The organism is Microlunatus endophyticus, assembly GCF_014646195.1.
GTDB classification, from domain to species: domain Bacteria; phylum Actinomycetota; class Actinomycetes; order Propionibacteriales; family Propionibacteriaceae; genus Microlunatus; species Microlunatus endophyticus.
In genome coordinates, this window is record NZ_BMMZ01000001.1 from 488,238 (window position 1) to 506,364 (window position 18,127).

At 68.0% G+C, this 18,127-nt stretch carries 22 protein-coding genes; 17 read left to right on the top strand and 5 right to left on the bottom strand.

All coding sequences use genetic code 11. The annotated features are described in order from the left end of the window. The first annotated feature begins 213 nt into the window (after positions 1 to 213). From IEY07_RS02450 to IEY07_RS02510, 13 genes are all read left to right on the top strand, one after another. Positions 214 to 1,080: a ParA family protein gene (locus IEY07_RS02450; RefSeq protein ID WP_188893823.1), complete on the top strand. Its 867-nt coding sequence runs from the start codon at positions 214 to 216 to the stop codon at positions 1,078 to 1,080. Then, complete coding sequence (locus IEY07_RS02455; protein ID WP_188893558.1) at positions 1,065 to 1,517, top strand: hypothetical protein; 453 nt, start codon at positions 1,065 to 1,067, stop codon at positions 1,515 to 1,517. The genes IEY07_RS02450 and IEY07_RS02455 overlap by 16 nt, the downstream gene beginning before the upstream one ends. Then, a complete protein-coding gene (locus tag IEY07_RS02460) occupies positions 1,514 to 2,488 on the top strand; it encodes a segregation and condensation protein A (RefSeq protein WP_188893559.1) in 975 nt (324 codons plus the stop codon). The genes IEY07_RS02455 and IEY07_RS02460 overlap by 4 nt, the downstream gene beginning before the upstream one ends. Continuing rightward, a complete protein-coding gene (gene scpB, locus IEY07_RS02465; RefSeq protein ID WP_188893560.1) occupies positions 2,481 to 3,239 on the top strand; it encodes an SMC-Scp complex subunit ScpB in 759 nt (252 codons plus the stop codon). The genes IEY07_RS02460 and scpB overlap by 8 nt, the downstream gene beginning before the upstream one ends. Then, positions 3,236 to 3,985, top strand: coding sequence for a pseudouridine synthase (locus IEY07_RS02470; RefSeq protein ID WP_188893561.1), 750 nt, complete (start codon positions 3,236 to 3,238; stop codon positions 3,983 to 3,985). Before scpB ends, IEY07_RS02470 begins: the two co-directional genes overlap by 4 nt. Before the next feature lie 11 nt (positions 3,986 to 3,996). Beyond that, positions 3,997 to 5,370, top strand: a complete 1,374-nt coding sequence (pafA, locus tag IEY07_RS02475) for a Pup--protein ligase (RefSeq protein WP_188893562.1) — start codon at positions 3,997 to 3,999, stop codon at positions 5,368 to 5,370. 155 nt (positions 5,371 to 5,525) lie between these two features. Next, positions 5,526 to 6,638: an FKBP-type peptidyl-prolyl cis-trans isomerase gene (locus IEY07_RS02480; RefSeq protein ID WP_229669623.1), complete on the top strand. Its 1,113-nt coding sequence runs from the start codon at positions 5,526 to 5,528 to the stop codon at positions 6,636 to 6,638. A 53-nt stretch (positions 6,639 to 6,691) separates the two neighbouring features. After that, positions 6,692 to 7,432, top strand: a complete 741-nt coding sequence (locus tag IEY07_RS02485) for a hypothetical protein (protein WP_188893563.1) — start codon at positions 6,692 to 6,694, stop codon at positions 7,430 to 7,432. A 77-nt stretch (positions 7,433 to 7,509) separates the two neighbouring features. After that, on the top strand, positions 7,510 to 7,944 hold the full coding sequence (locus tag IEY07_RS02490) for an SRPBCC family protein (protein WP_188893564.1): 435 nt from the start codon (positions 7,510 to 7,512) through the stop codon (positions 7,942 to 7,944). Next, the gene (locus IEY07_RS02495) at positions 7,937 to 8,275 is read left to right on the top strand and encodes an ArsR/SmtB family transcription factor (RefSeq protein ID WP_188893565.1); all 339 of its coding nucleotides are present in this window, start codon (positions 7,937 to 7,939) and stop codon (positions 8,273 to 8,275) included. Before IEY07_RS02490 ends, IEY07_RS02495 begins: the two co-directional genes overlap by 8 nt. Before the next feature lie 32 nt (positions 8,276 to 8,307). Then, the gene (locus IEY07_RS02500) at positions 8,308 to 8,874 is read left to right on the top strand and encodes a PadR family transcriptional regulator (protein WP_188893566.1); all 567 of its coding nucleotides are present in this window, start codon (positions 8,308 to 8,310) and stop codon (positions 8,872 to 8,874) included. A gap of 2 nt (positions 8,875 to 8,876) precedes the next feature. Next, positions 8,877 to 9,641, top strand: coding sequence for an ABC transporter ATP-binding protein (locus IEY07_RS02505; protein WP_188893567.1), 765 nt, complete (start codon positions 8,877 to 8,879; stop codon positions 9,639 to 9,641). Further along, on the top strand, positions 9,638 to 10,447 hold the full coding sequence (locus IEY07_RS02510) for an ABC transporter permease (protein WP_188893568.1): 810 nt from the start codon (positions 9,638 to 9,640) through the stop codon (positions 10,445 to 10,447). Before IEY07_RS02505 ends, IEY07_RS02510 begins: the two co-directional genes overlap by 4 nt. On the opposite strand, the gene IEY07_RS02515 is transcribed toward IEY07_RS02510, so the two are convergent. Genes IEY07_RS02515 through gluQRS form a run of 5 tightly spaced genes read right to left on the bottom strand, consistent with a single transcriptional unit; the run spans position 10,448 to position 15,178 of the window. Next, positions 10,448 to 10,978: a hypothetical protein gene (locus IEY07_RS02515; protein ID WP_188893569.1), complete on the bottom strand. Its 531-nt coding sequence runs from the start codon at positions 10,976 to 10,978 to the stop codon at positions 10,448 to 10,450. 7 nt (positions 10,979 to 10,985) lie between these two features. Further along, the gene (locus tag IEY07_RS02520; RefSeq protein WP_188893570.1) at positions 10,986 to 12,215 is read right to left on the bottom strand and encodes a glycoside hydrolase family 32 protein; all 1,230 of its coding nucleotides are present in this window, start codon (positions 12,213 to 12,215) and stop codon (positions 10,986 to 10,988) included. Continuing rightward, entirely contained in the window at positions 12,212 to 13,339 is a 1,128-nt protein-coding gene (locus IEY07_RS02525; protein ID WP_188893571.1) for a DUF3866 family protein, read from the bottom strand. The genes IEY07_RS02520 and IEY07_RS02525 overlap by 4 nt, the downstream gene beginning before the upstream one ends. Positions 13,340 to 13,364: 25 nt before the next feature. After that, positions 13,365 to 14,204, bottom strand: coding sequence for an SDR family oxidoreductase (locus tag IEY07_RS02530; protein ID WP_188893572.1), 840 nt, complete (start codon positions 14,202 to 14,204; stop codon positions 13,365 to 13,367). A gap of 29 nt (positions 14,205 to 14,233) precedes the next feature. Further along, the gene (gene gluQRS, locus IEY07_RS02535) at positions 14,234 to 15,178 is read right to left on the bottom strand and encodes a tRNA glutamyl-Q(34) synthetase GluQRS (RefSeq protein WP_188893573.1); all 945 of its coding nucleotides are present in this window, start codon (positions 15,176 to 15,178) and stop codon (positions 14,234 to 14,236) included. 134 nt (positions 15,179 to 15,312) lie between these two features. Here gluQRS and IEY07_RS02540 point away from each other — a divergent pair, with 134 nt between their 5' ends. From IEY07_RS02540 to tatA, 4 genes are all read left to right on the top strand, one after another. Next, a complete protein-coding gene (locus IEY07_RS02540; RefSeq protein WP_188893574.1) occupies positions 15,313 to 16,341 on the top strand; it encodes a helix-turn-helix transcriptional regulator in 1,029 nt (342 codons plus the stop codon). Next, entirely contained in the window at positions 16,338 to 17,345 is a 1,008-nt protein-coding gene (locus IEY07_RS02545; RefSeq protein WP_188893575.1) for a helix-turn-helix transcriptional regulator, read from the top strand. Before IEY07_RS02540 ends, IEY07_RS02545 begins: the two co-directional genes overlap by 4 nt. Before the next feature lie 69 nt (positions 17,346 to 17,414). After that, complete coding sequence (locus IEY07_RS02550) at positions 17,415 to 17,672, top strand: hypothetical protein (RefSeq protein ID WP_188893576.1); 258 nt, start codon at positions 17,415 to 17,417, stop codon at positions 17,670 to 17,672. 71 nt (positions 17,673 to 17,743) lie between these two features. Continuing rightward, on the top strand, positions 17,744 to 18,055 hold the full coding sequence (gene tatA / locus IEY07_RS24640) for a twin-arginine translocase TatA/TatE family subunit (protein WP_373288790.1): 312 nt from the start codon (positions 17,744 to 17,746) through the stop codon (positions 18,053 to 18,055). Positions 18,056 to 18,127: the final 72 nt, after the last annotated feature.

Below are 18,127 nucleotides of genomic sequence, written 5' to 3' on the forward strand. Positions count from 1 at the left end.
CATGAAGGAGGATCGGTGCAGACGACGCAGGAACCGCGCGAACCGGACTTCCCGGAGGCTGAATCAATTCGGCCCGATCCTGATCCCGACCAGGCCGGTCCCGACCAGGCCGATCCGGGCCCCGTCGAGCCGCAGCTCTTCGATCCCGGCACCGACGGGCAGGCGGCCGCGGACTTTGTCGTTCCGCCCGAGGCACCGCCGCAGGCCGAGGCGATGTCCCCGGCGAAGAAGGCCGAGCCGGAGTTGGGCCCGACCGGTCGGCCGTGGCCCGATCTCGGTGAGCCGCCGGCGGTCCGGCCGGGCGACAAGGCCCTGATCATGGCGATGTGCAACCAGAAGGGCGGCGTCGGCAAGACCACGACGACGATCAATCTGGGCGCGGCGCTGGTCGAGCTGGGCCGCAAGGTGTTGCTGGTCGATTTCGATCCGCAGGGCTCGCTCTCGGTCGGTCTCGGCGTCAATCCACACAACCTCGAGCTGAGCATCTACAACTTGCTGTTGAGCCGGGACGTGACTCCCGACGAGGTGATCGCGCAGACCTCGGTGCCCGGCCTGGACATCTTGCCCAGCAATATCGACCTGTCCGCGGCCGAGCTGCAACTGGTCTCGGAGGTTGCCCGCGAGCAGACCCTGCTCCGGGTGCTGTCCAAGGTCCGCGACGACTACGACATCATCCTGATCGACTGTGCGCCATCGCTCGGGCTGCTGACGATCAATGCGCTGACCGCCGCCGACCAGGTGATCATTCCGCTGGAGTGCGAGTTCTTCGCGCTGCGCGGGGTCGCCCTCTTGACCGACACCATCGAGAAGGTGCAGGAGCGGCTGAATCCGGATCTGGAGATGCTCGGCATCCTCGGGACGATGTACGACCCGCGCACGCTGCACAGCCGCGAGGTGCTGGAACGGGTCGTGCAGGCCTTCGGCGACAAGGTCTTCCACACCGTGATCCGGCGGACCGTCAAATTCCCCGAGACCACCGTGGCCGGTGAGCCGATCACCACGTACGCGTCCGATTCGCCCGGTGCCGGCGCCTATCGGATGCTGGCTCGCGAGGTGCTTGCCCGATGCCTCGTCGGGTGAGTCTGCCGGGCGCGGCCGAGCTCTTCCGCGCCACGCCGGCGACACCGACGGATCCGGCGACGGCCCAGGATGGCACCTCCGAACACCACCCGTCGGCGGCTGCATCACCGGTGTCGCCCACCAGACGGCAGTCGGTCCGACCGGTCCAGGCCTCACCGGAGTCACCCGATCGCGAGCCTGCCGCTGCGGTAGAGCCGCAGACCGACGGCAGGCAAGCGCGCGGATCCGGCCGCGTCCGGCACGACGAGAAGATCACCGTCTACGTCAGCAATGACGAACTGCTCGACCTGGAACGGGCCCGGCTGATGCTGCGGGCCGACCACGGCATGGCGGTCGACCGGGGCCGGATCGTCCGGGAGGCGCTGGCGCTGGCGATCGGCGATCTTGCCGCCCGTGGCGTCGATTCCGAACTGGTCCGAAGGCTGTCGCAACCGTGATCGCCGTGACGGATCCTGACGAGCAGACCAGTTCCGTCGAGCAGACGAGCGCCGACGAGCAGATCACGGCACAGACCGAGACCGAGGATCGCGCCGACAAAGGCTTCAGCGTCCGGCTGACCAACTTCGAAGGCCCGTTCGATCTGCTGCTGCAGTTGATCAGCAAGCACAAGCTCGACATCACCGAGGTCGCCCTCTCCCAGGTCACCGACGAATTCATCGCCCATATCAAGGCGGCCGGCGACCAGTGGGACCTGGAGCAGACGAGTCAGTTCATCGTCGTCGCGGCGACGCTGCTCGACCTCAAGGCCGCCCGGCTGCTCCCCAGCGGCGAGATCGACGATCCCGAGGACCTCGCGCTGCTGGAGGCTCGCGACCTGCTCTTCGCGCGGCTGCTGCAGTACCGCGCCTTCAAGCAGTTGGCGGCGGCCTTCGCCGAGCGGCTGCAGGCACAGAGCCGTCGGGTCGGACGGACCGCGGGCCTCGATCCGGAATTCACCCGGCTGCTGCCCGAGATCACGATCGCGGTGACGCCCGAGCGCTTCGCCCGGATCGCCGCCCGGGCGATGACGCCCAAGGAAGCCGATGTGCTGTCGCTGGCGCATCTGCACGCCCCGGAGGTGAGCGTCCGGGAGCAGGCGCTGGTGGTCGTCGACCGCTTGCGCTCCCGGGGCTCGCTGACCTTCCGGGAGCTGACCGACGATTCTCCGGACAAGCTGACGACGGTCTGTCGGTTCCTGGCGCTGCTGGAGCTCTTCCGGGAGCAGGCAGCGGTCTTCGAGCAGCCCGAGCCGCTGGCCGACCTGATGATCCGCTGGACGGGCACCGAGGGCCAGCAGCTGACGATCTCCGACGAATTCGACGTGCCGCCGGATCAGAACGACAATCAGAACCAACAGAACGCCGAGCAGGACAGCGGGTCCGGGGCCTCGGAAGGGGTTTCGGACACGACGGATGGGACGCATGACTGACCAGGCACAGGAAGCCGACGAGCTGCAACCGGAGGCGGCTCCGGACCCAGCACACGACGCGGCACACGACGATGGGGGAGGCGCCCAGGAGGTGCTGCTCGACCAGCCGCGGGTCAGCTCTCCCGAGCAGTTGCGGGGTGCGCTGGAGGCATTGCTGCTGATCGCCGACGAGCCGGTCAGCGAGACCAATCTGGCGGCCGCGCTGCGAGTGCCCACCGACGAGGTGGCCGAAGCGCTGGCCGAGCTGAGGGCCTTATACGCCGAGACTGGTCGCGGTTTCGAGCTGCGCAAGGTGGCCGGCGGCTGGCGCTACTACACCCGCGAGGATTACGCGGACCTGATCGGGGCGTACGTCCTGGAGGGGCAGGTCGCCAAGCTGTCCCAGGCCGCGCTGGAGACCCTGGCGGTGATCGCCTACCTGCAGCCTGTCAGCCGATCGCGGGTCTCAGCGGTCCGCGGCGTCAACGTCGACGGCGTCGTCCGCACCTTGCTGGCCCGCGACCTGATCACCGAGACCGGCGCCGAGGAGTCCGGCGCGACGCTGTTCCGGACGACCGACTACTTCCTGGAACGGATGGGACTGCAGTCGCTGGAGGAGTTGCCCGAGCTGGCGCCCTATCTGCCCGAGGCGACCGAGCTCGAGGAGGAGCTCGGCCAGCTGGCCGTCGTGCCGGCAGCTGAACCGGCAGCTGAACCGGTCGCGACCGAATCCGCTGCGGAGCAGAGCGCGGATCCGGAGGCCGGAGCGTGACCCCGGCCGACGAGTCCGAGGAGGACGGCGTACGGCTGCAGAAAGTGCTCGCCGCCGCGGGCGTCGCATCCCGGCGGGCCAGTGAGCAACTGATCAACGAGGGCCGGGTCGAGGTCAACGGCAAGGTCGTCACCGTCCAGGGGCTGCGGGTCGACCCGCAGCGCGACGTGGTCCGGGTCGACGGGGAACGGATCCCACCGCCGCGCCGGCATGTGTACCTGGCCTTCAACAAGCCGCGCGGCGTGGTGTCGACGATGGACGACCCGGAGGGCAGACCGGCACTGGCCGAGTATCTGACCGGTCGCAAGGAGCGGCTGTTCCACGTCGGCCGGCTGGACGCCGACACCGAGGGACTGCTGCTGCTGACCAACGACGGCGAATTCGCCCATCGGCTCGCCCATCCGTCCTACGAGGTGTCCAAGACCTACGTCGCCGAGGTGACCGGCGTGATCACGCCACCGACGCTGAAGAAGCTGCGCGGGACGCTGGTGCTCGAGGACGGTCCGGTACGCGCCGAGCAGGTTCGGCTGGTTTCGACCGGAGCGGAACGTAGCATGGTCACCATCACCTTGCACGAAGGGAGAAACCACATCGTGCGACGCATGCTGGATTCCGTCGGCCATCCGGTCCGGAGGCTGTCCCGGGTCTCGATCGGCCCAGTCAGGCTGGGCAATCTCAAACCCGGCGAGCTCCGTGATCTTGATCGGTCCGAACTGGGCAAGCTGCTGGACCTGGTCGGTCGGTAACAGGCGCGCCCATGGACCGACGGATCTTCGGACTGGAAACCGAATACGGTGTCGCCTGCACCTCCAACGGGAGCCGGCGACTGACCCCAGACGAGGTGGCGCGCTACCTCTTCCGGCGGGTGGTGACCTGGGGGCGTTCGAGCAATGTCTTCCTGCGCAACGGGTCCCGGATCTATCTCGACGTCGGCTCGCACCCGGAGTACGCGACCGCCGAGTGCGACAACCTCACCACCCTGATCGCTCACGACAAGGCGGGCGAGCGGATCCTGGAGGACTTGATCGTCGACGCCGAGCAGCGCTTGGGCGCCGAGGGGATCAGCGGTGACATCTACCTCTTCAAGAACAACACCGACAGCCACGGCAACTCCTACGGCTGCCACGAGAATTACCTGATCAGCCGGATCGGTGACTTCTCCAAGATCACCGACGTGCTGGTCCCGTTCCTGGTTTCCCGGCAGTTGGTTTGCGGCGCCGGCAAGGTGCTGCAGACCGTACGAGGCGCGGAGTATTCGGTCTCCCAGCGCGCCGAGCACATCTGGGAATCGGTGTCGAGTGCGACCACCCGGTCGCGGCCGATCATCAACACCCGCGACGAGCCGCATGCCGATCCGGAGCGCTACCGGCGGCTGCACGTGATCGTCGGCGACTCCAACATGAGCGAGACGACGACGCTGCTCAAGGTGGGCGCTACCGAGTTGGTGCTGCGGCTGGTCGAGGCCGGGGTGCAGATGCGCGACCTGACCCTGGAGAATCCGATCCGCGCGATCCGCGACATCAGCCGGGACCGTACCGGCCGGGTGCCGGTGGCGTTGGCCAACGGCCGCAAGATCAGTGCCCTGGATCTGCAGAAGGCCTACTACGACAAGGTCTCCACCTTCGTCGCCGAGCGCGGGCTGGAGACGGCGACGACGCTGCGGGTGCTCGATCTCTGGGAGCGGACGATCCGGGCGGTCGAGGACGACAAGCTGTCGCTGATCGATACCGAGATCGATTGGGCGATCAAGCTCAAGCTGCTGGACGCGTACGCCGCCAAGCACGGGCTGAGCTTCGCCGATCCGCGGATCGCCCAGCTCGATCTGGCCTACCACGACATCCGCCGGGGCCGGGGCCTGTTCACGATGCTGGAGCGCCGCGGATCGGCTGCCCGGGTGGTCACCGACCCCGAGGTCTTCCGGGCCAAGTCGGTGCCGCCGCAGACGACCCGCGCCAAGTTGCGCGGCGATTTCATCCGGCACGCCCAGGAGGGTCGCAACGACTACACCGTCGACTGGGTGCACCTGAAGCTCAACGACCAGGCGCAGCGCACGGTGCTCTGCAAGGATCCCTTCGCCTCCACCGACGAGCGCGTCGACCGGCTGATCGCCAGCATGCACAGGCACTCCTAAGGCTTTCTCAGCAGCGCCGATCTACGTTTCTCAACCTCCCCCAGGTAAGGTCTGGGTGCCGAATCTCGGGTGACCGACCCGGGATCGGGCGAATCCTCTACGTCGAGAATCCGCCGAGAACCCCTGGACCGAGCCGAAAGCCGAGGCCGACGCGCGTGACCCCGTCGCTGCACCTGCCGTTGTCGATCCGTACCCGCCGGTCCTCCGGTGTGGCCGTCCGAGCGCTGGTCGTCGGCGCGGTCGCGACCAGCGTGGCGCTGCTCGGGGCGTGCGGCAATGACAACTCCGCGAATGCGGGCAAGAGCCCGTCGGCATCGGCGTCGGCGAAAAGCTCCGCCAGCCCGTCGGCCACGACGTCGGCCAGCCCGTCACCGAGTGCGACCCCGACGGTCAAGCCGTCGACGAACCTCGACGCGATCAAGGTCAAGGGCTCCTACGGCAAGGCCCCGAAGATCACCGTCAAGCACCCCTGGGCGATCAACAAGACCCAGTCCAAGGTGCTCAGCAAGGGCAAGGGCGCGAAGGTTACCGGCACCGCGACCGTCGGGGTGGACTACTCCGGCTGGGACGGTAGGACCGGCAAGGAGTTCGACTCCTCCTTCGACAAGAGCTTCGGGCACCAGCAGACGACCTACTTCCCCCTCGACCAGGTCGTCGCGGGCTTCAAGAAGGGCCTGCAGGGACACCACGTCGGGGACCGGGTGCTGATCGCGATGACCGGCAAGGACGGCTACGACAGTTCGGGTGGCAATGCCCAAGCCGGTATCAACGTCGGGGACTCGCTGATCTTTGTCGTCGACATCGAGTCGGCCACCCTGCCGTCCGCGACCGGGACCACCGTGAAGCCGAAATCCGGCCTGCCGACAGTGACGATGGTGGACAACGCGCCGAAGGTCACGATCCCGTCCACCGCCGCGCCCACCAAGACCACGGTCCAGCCGCTGATCAAGGGCACCGGCGCCAAGGTCAAGTCCACCGACCTGGTGACCACCCGGTCGGTGACAGTGCTGTGGAACGGCGGCAAGGTCGTCGACAACAGCTGGAAGACCCCGTTCGCGCCGCAGCAGGATCCGAGCACCGGCGCGGTGACGCCCACCCGGCTCAAGGCGATGCAGACAGCCATGGTCGGCCAACCGGTCGGCAGTCGGCTGCTGATCGTCTTCCCGCCCGGCAAGGGCTACCCCAACGGGGACAAGAGCCAGGGGATCGCCAAGACCGACACCGTGGTGATGGTCGTCGACATCCTCTTCACCCAGCCCGCCCAGTAGCACCCCGCTTCGGCCCATGGTGATTGGGCCGCGCTACTGGGTACCGAACCGGCATGGAAGCTACAGATCCGGCTGCCGATCCGACCGCTGATCCGGCCAGGAGTCGGGCCCAGCATTCCGCGACGAGCGAACCGACCGTACGCGTACCACCCCCCGCCGGCGACACTGAGACACCCGGTGGCGGGACGACAACCGGCGAACCGGTCGCTCCGGTCACCACTGTCAACGACCGGTCCGAGGTCGTACGCCGCCAGCGCGAGGCCTACGGCGGGATCAAGTTCGGCTCCTGCTTCTTCGGCTGGCTGACCGCGACCGGCATGAGCGTGCTGCTGACCGCACTGGTCGCAGCCGCCGGACTTGGCGTCGGCCTGGCCAACAATGTCACCACCGACACGGCCACCCAGAACTCCGAGTCGCTCGGGCTGGCCGGAGCGATCGCACTGGTCGTGATCGGCTTCATCGCCTACCTGTGCGGCGGTTACGTCGCCGGCCGGATGGCCCGCTTCAACGGCGTACGGCAGGGGACCGGCGTCTGGCTGTGGGCGATCGTGATCGCGATCGTGCTGGGTGTGATCGGGCTGATCGCCGGCAACAAGTACAACGTGCTGGACCGGACGAACAGCTTCCCGCGGCTGCCCGTCGGAGACGGAACGCTCACCTCCGGCGGAATCATCGTCGCGGCCGCCCTCGTGATCGTCGCCCTGATCGGTGCCGTCGTCGGAGGCCTGCTGGGCATGCGGTTCCACCGCCGAGTCGACCGGGTCGGTCTGGAGCCGGTGGATCCGGAGGTCTGAATACTGCTGGCTTGCATCCGACAATTCATTACCGTACGGTAAGGCTTACTATTCGGTAATGCATTGGAGGGCACGTCATGCCGCAAGTCGAGCGAACATTGGACATCGCAGCCCCACCCAGCACTGTCTGGGCGTGGTTCAGCACGCCGGAGAGGTTGCGCCGCTGGCTGGCGCCCAGCCTCGACATCGATCTGCGGGAAGGTGGCAGCTACCGGATGCGCGGCGCCGACGACGAGACCTGGATCAGTGGCACGGTACTGGAACTGGTTCCCGAGGGCAGGCTGGTGCTGTCCTGGCTGGAAGAGGACGCCGGCTGGCTGAATCCCGGGCGACTGGTAGTCGCGCTGACCGCCGTTCCCGCGGGAACGCGGATCAGTCTGGTGCACGACGGTTTCGCCGGGATCGGCAAGCCGGGGTGGCAGGCCACGCGGCAGGCGTACGAGCGCGGAGCCGACAAGCACCTGATCCTCCAGCAGTTGGCCGCCGTGGTGGCCGGGGACCAGGGTGCCTAGTCCCGACGATCCCTTCCGGTTGATCGCGGACCCGACCCGGCGGCGGATGCTCGACCTGCTGGCCGAGCGGGGATCGCTGACGGTGGGGGAGTTGGCCGCGGAATTCCCCGGGCTGGTGGCCTCGGGCATCTCCAAGCATCTGATGGCGCTGCGGGCCGCCGGCCTGGTCCGGGCCGAGAAGCGCGGGCGCAACCAGCACTACCGGATCGACCCGGCCGGTTTCGACGATGCCTTCGGTGCGTGGGCACGGCGCTACGAGGTCTACTGGGATGCCTCGCTCGCTCGGCTGCGCGCACTCAGCGAGGCCGAATCGGATTCCGAGACCTCTTGATCTTATGCGATTAGTCGTGTGAGACTAATCGCATGAGTGATGCCAACCTCGGGCGGCTGATGATCCTCGGCCTGCTGGCCGGCGGTCCGCTGCACGGCCACCAGATCCGCCGCACCGCGGAACTGACCGGCGTGGAGAATTGGGGCGGGGTTAAGGTCGGCGCGTTGTACGGGATGTTGCACCGCCTCGAGGCCGAGGGCCTGATCGCACCCGTCAAGGTCGAGCAGCAGGGCAATCGGCCCCAGCGCACGGTGTACGAGATCACCGACGACGGGCTGGCCGAGCTGGCGATCCATCGCGACCGCGCCCTCACCCAGCCGTCGATCTACTCGACAACTGTCGAGGCAGCCCTGAAGTGGCCCGCCGGTTTGGATGAGGACGCGCTGCAGGAGCGGTTGTCGCGTCGGCGTGCCGCGCTGGCCGCCGAACTGGACGACCTGGTCGCCGGCCGCGAGTTGTATCGCCAGGAGTGCAAGCTCCCGGCTTCGGCGCTGGCCGGCTACCGGCGCGGGGAGTTGCACCTTCGCGCCGAGCTGGCCTGGCACGACGAGCTGGAGGATCTGCTCGGTGAGATCGCTGCCGAGCAGGCCGGGTCCTGATCATGGGCAACGTGATCGAGGTCCGGCACCTCGTCAAGCGGTACGGCGACGTCGAGGCTGTCGCCGACGTGTCCCTTGCGCTGCCGGAAGGCGACGTGCTCTGTCTGCTCGGCCCCAACGGGGCAGGCAAGTCGACAACGGTGCGGATCCTGTCCACGCTGACCCGGGCCAGTGCGGGCTCCGGGCAGATCGCGGGCTACGACCTGAACCGCCAGACCCGCCAGATCCGGCAGTCGATCGGCTATGTCGCGCAGGAGGCGGGGACCGACGCGTATCTGACCGGGCGGGAGAATCTGCTGGTCCAGGCGGCGGCGCACCGGATCCGCGGCCGCGCGGCCCAGGATCGGGTGGCGGAGCTCCTCGAGCTCGTCCAACTGGAGTACGCCGCCGATCGGCTGGCACGGACGTATTCCGGAGGCATGCGGCGACGGCTGGAGATCGCGATGGGGATCGTGCACCGCCCGCGGCTGCTCTTCCTGGACGAGCCGACGACCGGACTCGATCCACAGGCGCGTACGGCCCTGTGGTCCGGGCTGGCCGGGATCGCGGCCGAACAGCAGCTCAGCATCCTGCTCACCACCCACTACCTGGAAGAGGCCGACCAGCTCGCCGATCGGATCGTGATCATCAACGGCGGCCGGGTGGTGGCGGAGGGGACGCCGGCCGAGCTCAAGGCTCGCGTGGCAACGGATAGCGATCATCCGGCCGGGCTCGATGAGGTCTATCAGCGCTACGCCGGTCCCGTCGAGGAGGTCCTGGCACCATGATCATCGCGATCATCACCAGAACGTCGATCGCGGCGGTCGGAGATCAGTTCACCGCTACGACGACCATGCTGGGCCGCGGCTACCGGATGCTGCGCCGGCAACCGCTGCTGTTTCCGATCATGCTCGTCCAGCCGATGGTCTGGCTGCTGCTCTACAGCCAGTTGTTCAATCGACTGCCGCGGTTGGGCGGCTTCGGCACGGACTCCTACCTGCAGTTCCTGGCCCCGGGTATCGCGGTTATCTCGGCTTTCAGCCACGGCGCCTGGGAGGGGCCGGGCATGATCGCCGACATCGAGCGCGGTGCGCTGGATCGCTTCCTGACAACGCCGATGCCGCCGAGCACGCTCGTCGTGTCGCGGACCGTCCAGGCGGCGATCATCGGCTCTCTGCAGGCGGCGGCCGTCGTCGCGGTGGCGTACGCCTTCGGAGCCCGGCCGAACGATCTGATCAGCGTGCTGGTGATCCTGGTCTCCGCGGCGCTGATCTGTGCGGGCTTCGCGGCCTTCTCCTATGCGCTTGCCCTGCTCTTCCGCCGGCAGGAGACGATGATCGCGGTCGGACAGTTTGCCGTGCTGCCGTTCATGTTCCTGTCGGCGACCCTGACATCTGTCGCCCAGATGCCGCCCTGGATGCAGGAGGTGTCGGCGCTGAACCCGGTCAGCTGGGCGGTCGACGCCGCGAGGACGTCCATGCTCGGCACGGCCGGGTCGCGGGTGCTCGTTGATCTGGCCGTTCTGGTGCTGCTGGTCGCGGCGATGCAGGTCTTCGCCCGTTTCGCGCTCGGGCGATACCGGCGGGCGCTGTGATCAGTCGAGTCCGGCGGCAGTGATGATCTTCGCGGCGATGTCGGCGGCGGCCAGGTCGCCGGAGTCGAAGACCAGGTCGGCCGGGATCTGGTCCTTGAGCGATCGATAGCGGGCATGCGCGGACTCGTGGAATTCGCGTTGCCTCGACGCGCCGCGATGGACGTCGGCGGTGACCCGCTCCCAGGTCGCGAAGATGGGAGCGTCGATCAACACCCGCACGACGACCGCATCCTCAGGAAGCCTTGTGTACAAGGCATCCTGCTCCTCGCGCGTGTAGACCGGGCCGATGCTGATCACGACGTCGACATCCGAACGCATCCACTGACCCACCAGCGCGCCGTGTGCCTGATGCGCCCGGAACCACAGCCGGCCCTTGCCGTCACCGGCAGGCATTCTCAGCATGTCCGCGACATCATCGACGTCGGCGACCACAACCGTGCGGCCGGTGCTGAGGACATGATCAGCCAGCAGTTCGGCGACGGTGTTCTTCCCCGCGGCGATCGGCCCCGTGATGGTGATCAGGATCGGCATCGTGGCGTCAGAGCGGACGGGCCAGCCGGTTGATCCGGACCGTGCTGTCGTCCGCGCCACGGACCCGCCAGGTCGAGGTCGGGGTTGGGTAGGCCCGCAGTGTCCGCGGAGTGCCGGACTCGCCGAAGACCTCGATCATGCTGCCGTCGACCAGGATCCGTACCGTACCGGGCTCCTCCGCGACCACCCGATCTTCGTCTCCGTGCAGCTCCAGCACCACCGGGCCGGTGCTGCGCACCTCGAAGGCGCGCTCGGTGATCTCGGGGCCGGTCAGGTCCCCGGCTCGCAGCGTATCCAGCTCCGTTGCCGGGATCGAGACCAGTCGACCGTCTCGGACCCGCAATTCACGCGGGAAGGTCAGCGCACCGGCCCAGCCCGCGGCCAGCAGGTCCTCGTCGCTGCGATCGATCTCGCGCGCCCAGCCCCAGATCAGCACCCGGTCGTCGGCCAGCATCACCTGCGGCGCGTAGAAGACCGGGCTCTGGTCGACCAGCCCGCCGGACGTCGGGACGAAGCGCAGCCCGTCTCCGTCCGGCTGCAGATCGCCGATCAGATAGACACTGGCAAGATCACCACGCCGGTTGCAGGCCACCACCAGGACCCACTGATCGTCCAACCGGAAGAGATTCGGACATTCCCAGGTGGTCGACTCGGCGACATCGCGGACCAGGGGATCGGTGTAGTCGAGCAGCACGCCGAGCTCGGTCCAGTGGTCAAGATCATCACAGCCGTAGAGCAGGATGGCCGGGTCCGCGTCGGGGCCGCCGGTTCCCTGCACCGCATACCGATGGTCGCCATAGCTGAAGACGTACGGATCCCTGGTCTCGGCAAGTCGTCGGTCCGCCGGCGGACCCATCACACCGCGGTCGGACTGCTGCCAGACCTGGAGATTCCGGTCACTGCGGGCCAGGGCGACGACGGCATCCGAAGCCCGATCGGCGACCGCGGTGTAGACGGCGGTCGGCACGCCGTGATCATCGACGACGCAGCCGGTCCAGCAGCCGGCCTCGTCGATCGTTCCCGGCCGGTTGATCAAAGCCGGCTCGTGGTAGTCCCAGGCGAGCAGATCCGTCGAGCTGGCATGACCCCATTTGATCGACCCGTGCAACGGCCGGTCCGGGTTGTACTGGAAGAATACGTGGTAGCGGCCGTCGACCAGGGCGAGACCGTTGGGGTCGTTGACCCAGCCGGACGGCGGGCGGACGTGCAGGCCAGGGAAACCGGGATCGTCGATCATGACCCCAGTATCTCTACCGCCAGCCTGCCGGCCGCGGCCGCCGCCAGGAAATAGGCCGGGTCGGCGTCCAGGTCGCGGCCCATCGTGGACAGGCTGATCGGAGACTCCAGCAGGGCCCGGTCCAGCCCACCGAGTCCGATCCGGTGCAGCCGATGCAGTGGGGTCAGGGCGGCGACCGACTCGAAGACCCGGTCGGCCAGCCGCGGCAGGGTGTAGAGGTCGCGGATCCCAGCCAGCGCCGACACGTCGGAGAAGTCGGGGACGGCGATGTCCGCCGTCCGCAACGCCACCTTGCCGTAAGCCGTCAGGCTGTGGTGGGAGACGTCGCGATGCCGGAACCGCGGGTCGGCGCTGGAGATCCGCAACGTGCCGATCGGTCGGCCGTTCAGCACCGAGGCGGCGTTGATCACGTCGCCGGCGCCGGTACCGGAGAACCCCCAATGCGTACCGGTACCGAGGTTGCCAGGACCCTGACTCACGATCACCAGATCGGCGCCGAGGGCGACCTTGGCCGCGAGCAGGCCGGAGTGCACGTTCACCGCTTCAAGATCACCGCCGTACGCCTGTCCGCAGGTGATCGTGCCCGCCAGCCAGCCGTGGTCCTTGAGAGCCGAGACCGTCCGGGAGAAGGCGATCGGCAATGCCGCCTCGTCGGTCATCAGGTAGCCGACCCGAAGATCACGCGCGTCGGCACGGATCGCGGCGATGATCGGCACCACGGCCGAATGCAGATCGGCGACGATCACCGGCAGGCCGTCCAGGTCGTCGGTGGCATCGAGTTGATCATGGAATTCAGAGCCCTGCTCGTCGACACCGGCGATCATCACCTGCGTCGGTGTGTAGCGCGCCTTCACCAGGTGACCCTTGGGCAGGTCCGGTTGCCCGATCAGCCGGCTCTGGTCATCGAGGACGGCGACGACCAGTGCGTAACCGCCGGTTCCGAGGCCGCGGGCCACCGCCGCGATGTTGATCAACACCCGGTCCCCGATCCGCGGCAGCGGCATCAGTTGGAGGTAGACCAACGACCGGAATGACTGCCCGCCAGGCGTGTCGATGATCAACTCGGCCGCTCCCGTCCAGCGGTCGCCGATCGCCGCCACGGTTCCCTCGGCCCAGATGATCACGGCATCGAGACTATCGGGCGGTCGATCAGAGGATCGGCTTGCCTCCCGTGACGGCGATCCGGGCACCCGACACGTAACTGCCCTCGTCGGAAGCGAGCATCACGTAGACCGGGGCCAGTTCTGCCGGCTGGCCGGGACGTTGCAGCGGTGCTTGCTGGCCGAAGTTCTCGACCTTCTCCGGTGGCATCGTCGACGGGATCAGCGGTGTCCAGATCGGTCCCGGCGCGACACTGTTGGCCCGGATCCCGCGGTCGGCGAGTAACTGGGCCAAGGAGGCGGTGAGGTTGGCAATCGCAGCCTTGGTGGCGGCGTAGGGGGCCAGCGTCGGCGACGGTGAATCGGAGTTGACCGAGGACGACCCGATGATGCTCGCACCCTCCGACATGTGCGGCAGCGCCGCCTTGACCAGATAGAAGTAGGCGTTCAGATTCGTGCGGACCGTGTAGTCGAACTCCTCGTCGCTGATCTCCTCGATGGTCTCGTGGGTCATCTGGTAGGCGGCGTTGCTGACCAGCACGTCGACCCGTCCGAACTCCTCGACGGTTGTGGAGATGATCTTGCGGCAGTGCTCGGGGTCGGAGACGTCGCCGGGAATCAGGACCGCGCGCCGGCCGGCCTTCTCCACCCAGTGCTTGGTGTCCTCGGCATCCTCCTGCTCATTGAGGTAGCTGATCACCAGGTCCGCGCCCTCGCGGGCGTACGCGATCGCGACGGCCTTGCCGATCCCGCTGTCGCCGCCGGTGATGACGGCGATCTTGCCCTCCAGTCGACCGGAGCCGACGTAGCTCTGTTCACCGTGATCGGCCTTCGGGTCCAGGTCCGATTCGGTCCCCGGTGGCTGCTGTTGTTGTGCTGGTTGGCTCATGGTCGGGTCGTACCCGAGAGTGGCGGAAATCAATCCCGGCCCGGCGCAGTGACGACCCATGGCGTACGGGGCAGTCGGGCGGGGTCGAAACGGTCCCGCAGTGTTGCAAGATCAACTTGTTCGTCGGCGGTGGCCAGTCCCAACGACACCGCAATCAGGCTGAGTACCTGGGGTGCTCCGATGCCGTACGGGGCCAGGTCGGCCAGCGTCACGGCACCGTCGCGCTTGGCCAGCCGCTGCCCAGCGGTGTTCAGGGCCAATGGGACGTGGGCGTAGGTCGGCGGCTGCTGGCCGAGCAGCCGGGCCAGGTAGGCGTGACTGATCGCCGAATCCAGCAGATCGTCGCCGCGAACCACCTGATTGATTCCGGAGCCGGCATCGTCGACTACTACCGCCAGGTTGTAGGCGGGGGAGCCGTCGTTGCGCTGCAACACGATGTCGTCGGGCCTCCCGGTGATCTCGCCGTGCATCAGGTCGACGACCGTGACGGGTTCCGGCTCGGCCCGCAGTCGGATGGCCGGCGGCCGGGACCGGCGGCGTTCGGCCCGCTCGGCCGCGCTGAGGTTACGGCAGGTCCCCGGGTACCGGCGGGGTGTGCCGTGCGGTGCCGAGGCAGACTCGGCGATTTCCCGCCGACTGCAGAAGCACTCGAAGGTCTGCTCGCGCAGCGAATCCAGGGCGCTCGCGTACGCCTCGAACCGGGTGGACTGGATCACCAGCGGGGGATCGAAGACCAGGCCGAGGGATTCCAGATCGGCGCGTTGCCGGTCGGCGGTGCCGGGCCGTACCCGCGACGGGTCCAGGTCCTCGATCCGGTACAGCAGCTCACCCGGCCCGACGTCCCGATGATCGCCCCGATGATCGCCGTGGTGGGCGAACAGCCACGCCAGGACGGCGGTCCGGAGGTTGCCCAGGTGCAGGTCACCGGTCGGGCTGGGGGCGTATCGACCGCGGACGCGCTCGGGTGCAGTCACCGGCTCACGGTACTGGCTCACCGGGCGGGGTCCGCAAACACGCTTGGGGAAAAACCTCGGCGCGGCGCATAATCGAACGGTTGTGTGATGGTAGCGTCCGAATCTGCCCGACTTCCTAGGAGACAGCCAGCGCCATGGCCCCTCGCAAGACGGAGCGGATCCTCAACCTGACGATCTGCCTGCTGGTCACGCGGAGTTTCCTGCCCAAGAGCCGGATCCGCGAGATCGTCGAGGGTTACCACGATCTCAGCGACCAGGCGTTCGAGCGCACCTTCGAGCGGGACAAGGAAGAGTTGCGCAAGCTCGGGATCCCGTTACAAGTCGGATCTTTCGACGCGTTCTTCGACGACGAGCCCGGCTACCGGATCGAGCGGTCGGCCTTCGAGCTGCCGTCGATCGAGCTGGATGCCGAGGAGGCTGCCGTGGTCGGGGTCGCCGCGCGCTCCTGGCAGCACACGGCGGTCGCCGAATCCACCCGCAGTGCGCTGGCCAAACTGCGCGCCGCGGGGATCGAGCCGGACGCGTCCCGGCTGGGCGCGTTGGAGCCCAACGTCTCGGCCAACGAGCCGGCCTTCGAACCGCTCTGGCATGCGGTCCTGGACCGCGCCCGGGTCTGTTTCACCTACCGCGGCGGCACCACCCGGACGCTGGAGCCGTGGGGGATGACCTCCAACAAGGGCCGCTGGTACGTGATCGGTCACGACACCGACCGCCGGGCGACCCGGATGTTCAAGCTGTCGCGGATCCTCGACACGCCCAGGCGGGTGTCGAAGGAGGGCGCGTACGAGGTCCCGGCCGATCTCGACCTGCGCGCTCTGGCCAGGTCGCTGGCACCCGAGGAGCCTCGCGCGGCCGCTGTGATCGCGATCCGTCCCGGCCGGGCTCCCGGGCTGCGGCGCAACGGCCGGCCCGTTGAGGCGGAGCGGCTCGGGCAGTTGAGCCACGCCTGGCCGCCGGGATTCGACGTGGTCGAGGTGCCGTACGCCGACCTCGGCTACCTGTGCGAGGAGGTCGTCGGCTATGCCGCCGACGCCGTGGTGCTGGAGCCGGCGGAATTGCGGACGGCTGTGATCGAGCAGCTGCGCCGGGTGGCGGCGACCCGGTCCGCGCCCCGGCACTACGCACCGTCGGTCGGATCGCCGGTTGAAGGAGCCGTGCGATGAGTCCCGAGAAAACCGAGAAGAGCGCCACCGGGCAGACCGCCCAGGCGCAGGTGCGGCGGCTGCTGAGCCTGATCCCGTACCTGCGCCAGCATGACGGCGCGTCGATCGCCGACGTTGCCGAGGCGTTCGGGGTCCCGCCGAAGCGGATCCGCGAGGATCTCAACGTGTTGTGGATGTGCGGGCTGCCCGGACTCAGCCCGGGCGATCTGATCGACATCGACATGGACGCGGTGGACGGCGAGGGCGTCATCCACCTGTCCAACGCCGACTATCTGACCCGTCCGCTGCGGCTGTCCGCCGACGAGGCGCTGGCGCTGATCCTGGCGCTGCGGACGCTGCGCGGAGTGACCGCGACCGGGGACCGGGATGCGATCGACCGGGCGCTGGCCAAGCTGGAGAGCGTCGCCGCCGAGGGGCCGGACCGGGTCGCAGGGCAGGCCGAGGTAGCGGTGACCGGCGGCGGTGAGGACACCCGCGCCACGGTGACCGAGGCGCTGCGCCGCGGCAAGCGGCTGGAGCTGACCTACGACGTCGCCAGCCGGGCCGAGACCACCCACCGGTTCGTCGACCCGTTGCGGGTCTTCGTGTTGGAGGGATACGGCTATCTGGATGCGTTGTGCTATCTGGCCAACGCGGTGCGGTCGTTCCGGCTGGACAGGATCGCGTCGATCCGGATCACCGACACCGATGTCGCGGAGCACCAGGTCCAGCTGCGCGATGTCACCAAGGGCTGGTTCGACGCCCTCAAAGACGCCCCACTGGTCACCCTGGCGCTGGATCGGGCCGCCGCCTGGGTGGCCGAGTACTACCCGATGGAGTCGGTCACTCCGGCCGACGACGGCGGTCTGACCGTGACCACCCGGGTCAGCGACCCGGCCTGGCTGCGCGGGCTGCTGCTGCGGCTCGGCGGCGGGGCGCAGGTGCTGTCGCCGGAGGATGCCGGCGATTCGGCGGCCGATGCCGCGTCGGAGGCACTGGACCAGTACGCCGCCCTGGCGGGTTGATCGAAGAGCCCGACCGAAAGCTGACCGGAAAGGGCCACGATTCCTTGCCGGTGCCGTACGCTGGCGGCCGTGATCTGGGTCTATGTGTTCGGCGGTATCGCCGTTGCCGGGCTGATCATGCTCGTCGCGTACGCGGTCTGGCTGGCCCACAAGGCATCCGACGTGTTCGCCGAGCTGAGGGTGCTCGGACAGCGGACGGCGCGGTTGGCCGATCTTGCCGCCCAGATCCAGGTTCCGGAGCTGGGCACAGGACCCGAAAGGTTCCGAGATCCTGATAAGAATGCAATCTCTTCCGACCGTGAAGCCGAATATCACGACGTAGGATGACGTGAGTTGCAGCCGTCGCACCGATGCGACAGCGACAAGCAACCGCATCACAGCGAAATGAGGAAACGCACATGACCCCGATGGCTCCCTTCGGACTCGGCCCCGCCGAGCTCGTCATCATCCTTGTCATCGTCCTGGTGCTCTTCGGGGGCGCCCGCCTCGCGGGCCTGGGCAAGAGCACTGGTCGTGCCATCAAGGAGTTCAAGGAAGAGACCCAGGGTCTCACCGGCGACAAGAAGGCCGACTCCGAGGTCGTCGACGCCGAGGTGATCAACGAGGAGAAGCGGCAGCAGACGCCCCCGGCCGTTGGTGGCGTGCAGCCGACCCAGCAGAACGTGAACAACTCGGCGGCCCAGCCGTCCGAGGCCCGTCGCGACAACTGATCAGGTCTGGCGCACCAGGCCTGCCAACCCGATCTCGTAGAGACGGTCAATCGACGTGGCACTCACTCTCCG

What these genes read in the sequence shown, in the direction of transcription:
- IEY07_RS02510 (WP_188893568.1), top strand. Translation starts at nt 9,638, where the DNA reads ATGATCATCGCGATCATCACCAGAACGTCGATCGCGGCGGTCGGAGAT.
- scpB (WP_188893560.1), top strand. Translation starts at nt 2,481, where the DNA reads ATGACTGACCAGGCACAGGAAGCCGACGAGCTGCAACCGGAGGCGGCT.
- IEY07_RS02455 (WP_188893558.1), top strand. Translation starts at nt 1,065, where the DNA reads ATGCCTCGTCGGGTGAGTCTGCCGGGCGCGGCCGAGCTCTTCCGCGCC.
- IEY07_RS02505 (WP_188893567.1), top strand. Translation starts at nt 8,877, where the DNA reads ATGGGCAACGTGATCGAGGTCCGGCACCTCGTCAAGCGGTACGGCGAC.
- IEY07_RS02540 (WP_188893574.1), top strand. Translation starts at nt 15,313, where the DNA reads ATGGCCCCTCGCAAGACGGAGCGGATCCTCAACCTGACGATCTGCCTG.
- tatA (WP_373288790.1), top strand. Translation starts at nt 17,744, where the DNA reads ATGACCCCGATGGCTCCCTTCGGACTCGGCCCCGCCGAGCTCGTCATC.
- IEY07_RS02545 (WP_188893575.1), top strand. Translation starts at nt 16,338, where the DNA reads ATGAGTCCCGAGAAAACCGAGAAGAGCGCCACCGGGCAGACCGCCCAG.
- IEY07_RS02500 (WP_188893566.1), top strand. Translation starts at nt 8,308, where the DNA reads ATGAGTGATGCCAACCTCGGGCGGCTGATGATCCTCGGCCTGCTGGCC.
- IEY07_RS02530 (WP_188893572.1), bottom strand. Translation starts at nt 14,204, where the DNA reads ATGAGCCAACCAGCACAACAACAGCAGCCACCGGGGACCGAATCGGAC.
- pafA (WP_188893562.1), top strand. Translation starts at nt 3,997, where the DNA reads ATGGACCGACGGATCTTCGGACTGGAAACCGAATACGGTGTCGCCTGC.
- IEY07_RS02485 (WP_188893563.1), top strand. Translation starts at nt 6,692, where the DNA reads ATGGAAGCTACAGATCCGGCTGCCGATCCGACCGCTGATCCGGCCAGG.
- IEY07_RS02515 (WP_188893569.1), bottom strand. Translation starts at nt 10,978, where the DNA reads ATGCCGATCCTGATCACCATCACGGGGCCGATCGCCGCGGGGAAGAAC.
- IEY07_RS02490 (WP_188893564.1), top strand. Translation starts at nt 7,510, where the DNA reads ATGCCGCAAGTCGAGCGAACATTGGACATCGCAGCCCCACCCAGCACT.
- IEY07_RS02520 (WP_188893570.1), bottom strand. Translation starts at nt 12,215, where the DNA reads ATGATCGACGATCCCGGTTTCCCTGGCCTGCACGTCCGCCCGCCGTCC.
- IEY07_RS02450 (WP_188893823.1), top strand. Translation starts at nt 214, where the DNA reads ATGTCCCCGGCGAAGAAGGCCGAGCCGGAGTTGGGCCCGACCGGTCGG.